The sequence below is a fragment of the Polynucleobacter sp. 35-46-11 genome, from assembly GCF_002281105.1.
Genome location: NZ_NCFJ01000359.1, coordinates 1 through 2,648 on the forward strand (window position 1 = coordinate 1; position 2,648 = coordinate 2,648).

Genomic DNA, 2,648 nt, shown 5'->3' on the forward strand with positions numbered 1-2,648 from the left:
AAGTAAAAGTGGTTTACACAGAAGCTATTGCTGCTGTAGTAACAGCTCCAGCTGCTAAGAAGTAATCAAGCAACAATTTCTAGTTACTAGAAAGACAAAACCCCAGCAAGTGATTGCTGGGGTTTTTAATACTAAGACTCAATTCGGGAAGCTAACTTGCGAGCCTGCATTTTTATGCCCGTAAAAATAGACTCAGCCATAGCCATTGGAAATGGCTCTGAAATCGTTGATCTCACCTGATTGATTACCGACTGAGTCATCTCAATAATTTCTTCAATTAATTGCTGCGCTACACCAGCACCAAGGCCAGCTTGTTGAGCTTGGGATAACCAGTGTCTGCGGTGAATTTTATCTAACAGGTAGTGGTTGGTCGAGCCGCGCGCAGCCATTGCTAGCTTAACTCTATGGGGCGCTATTTGATTTGCTCCAAAACCAATCACTGGATGCGCCGACAATACATCATAAATTGGAGTCCCTTTATATTGTGCGCCCGGCAGGTGTGCAATGCTAAAGTTTTTACCATGACCATCTGTAGCAGCTAATAGCCAAAAAATAATTTGCGTTTTGAAAAAATGTATTCGATCTTGCTCTGCGTTTACTGAGCCTAACAATAACTTCATGGCCGATGTGATGCTCGGACCGCCATCTGCCTGGTATTTATTCATTGGGGATACGCCCATTGCCTGACAAAAATCCTCCTGGGGAAGGCGAATAATCCACTGCCCATCCGCAGCTAATCTCCGATCAAAGCGCTCAACGATCAATACTTTTTGATCTTCAAAATACTTGATTTCACAGGAAGCAGTTGGAATGCCATACGCAGTCATAATTTTGGAGCAGAGCCACTCATTCTCAACCGATGTGTGCATGTCAGCACGCATATGACCAACCAAACCCAAGGGCAGCTTGAAAATATGCGTAGTTGGTGTGCTGCCTTTAGGCAGGTGCCAGAGCCCATCGTGCTTTAGTAGTGCAGTTTTTTCTTGGGCACCCGCAATCGATAGGCTTAGATCATTGCTTGGAGCAGCTTGCCCGAAAACCGAATCCAAGGAGACGTGACGAATGCGATCCGCAATCTCCTCATTACTCAATGCCCGACCTTGAATTTGATGAATTCCTGCTGGCAGCTCACCCTCTGGCAAAAGTTGGACAGCACCAACGCAATCACGGCCGAGCTGAGATAGTAAGTCAAATGCACCCAAGCTTTTTGACTGATAACGACTCGCTAGACGTCTACGAATCACATCGCTATCAGGCAATAAATTGTCAAAATAATGATTAACAAGATCGCCTTGATGCGACGCATTACCTGGCAAGAAAGGAAGCGACAGTGATAAGGGTCTCGCACACTCCCGCGAAATCCATTCATCAGAATAATTGAAGGTCTCAAGCTGCCTTGTTAATTGCCAAGTGCCCACTTGAACGCCATTCATCCAAATGCTGAGCGCTCTTGATTTTGAGCGAGTGACCATGATTACCAAATCTCCTTTGATCCAGACTCTGGGCTAACTTTGAGTTGTTTTGAGCCTTTCATGATCTGCTCCATTGATACGCTGACATCCAAAATCCGTAAGACTAAAAACAATCTCTCAAAGGTGGCTGAGTGTGGATTGCCCTCAAAGCGCGCATAGGCTTGCTGACTAATTCCGAGTTTTTCAGCCATATCAGCCTGAGTTACTCCCTTTTGCTTTCGAAAGGCTCTAATAAACAACCTCAGGCTATCTAGGGTTTGAATTGGATAATTCATTAATATCTCCAGACTCACTTTGAATACAACATGAAAGTAAAAAGGAAGATTTATGACCAAGACCTCTTATATCCCCTTAGACCTGGATGATTAAAGAAGGATTAAACCGAGGATTTTCTGCATGGCTAGAGCGAACATATCCACGAGGGTTGCACACCACCCTAGTACCATTCATTTCATAGTCGCAAGAATCGTGAGTATGACCATGAATCCAAACCGACATCTCGCCGAATAAATGAGATAGCTCCGATGCAAAACAGGCTGATAACAAATCGGTTTTATACCGTTGTGCCACCGAAGACATCGATGGCAAATGGTGTGTGATCACAACAGTCTTGCCATCAAAGGGGTGGGTTAATGCCAATCTCAGCCAAGCCAGTGATTCCTCATGCAGTTCAATAGATTTCCCAGTAGAAAAACTAATCGCTCCATCGCCAATTCTTCTGAAGTCATTCAGATACATTTCGCCGTACATCATGCATTTATCTTTTAATGCATCCCCAAACAAGCGGAAGTCGGTCCATAAAGTAGCCCCAAAAAACGGGTAGTCTTTTTATCATTAGCACCCCGAATCTCGACTGCTCCATCGTCTAAAAAATGAATTCCATACATAGCACTCTGTTCATACAGTTTTGCAAGCATCTCTAGTCGTTGAGTACCATAAAACTCATGATTGCCAGCAACATAAATAATTTCTTGATTTGGAAAAGCATCTCGCGCCCAAGCCATGCCGCCAGATTTCGTTGCGATATCACCAGCCAACACCACAACATCAGAATCTACTGGAATGGGATAGAAATCTGCGAACTCAAGATGTAGGTCGCTTAGTACATGGAGCCTAATAAAAATTAACTTTACTTTTTATAAAAAATAGATTGGATTGATCTTGAGCACATGAGTG

General features: G+C 43.8%; 4 protein-coding genes. All 4 read right to left on the reverse strand.

Annotated elements, in window-relative coordinates:
* Nucleotides 1-131: 131 nt before the first annotated feature.
* The gene (locus B7Y67_RS14860) at nucleotides 132-1,475 is read right to left on the reverse strand and encodes a type II toxin-antitoxin system HipA family toxin (RefSeq protein WP_293599308.1); all 1,344 of its coding nucleotides are present in this window, start codon (nucleotides 1,473-1,475) and stop codon (nucleotides 132-134) included.
* A complete protein-coding gene (locus B7Y67_RS14865) occupies nucleotides 1,475-1,747 on the reverse strand; it encodes a helix-turn-helix domain-containing protein (protein ID WP_293599305.1) in 273 nt (90 codons plus the stop codon). The genes B7Y67_RS14860 and B7Y67_RS14865 overlap by 1 nt, the downstream gene beginning before the upstream one ends.
* A 76-nt stretch (nucleotides 1,748-1,823) precedes the next feature.
* Nucleotides 1,824-2,225 carry a hypothetical protein gene (locus B7Y67_RS14870; RefSeq protein ID WP_293599306.1) on the reverse strand — a complete coding sequence of 134 codons (402 nt, stop codon included), beginning with the start codon at nucleotides 2,223-2,225 and terminating at the stop codon, nucleotides 1,824-1,826.
* 11 nt (nucleotides 2,226-2,236) lie between these two features.
* Entirely contained in the window at nucleotides 2,237-2,596 is a 360-nt protein-coding gene (locus B7Y67_RS14875; protein ID WP_367227291.1) for a metallophosphoesterase, read from the reverse strand.
* Nucleotides 2,597-2,648: the final 52 nt, after the last annotated feature.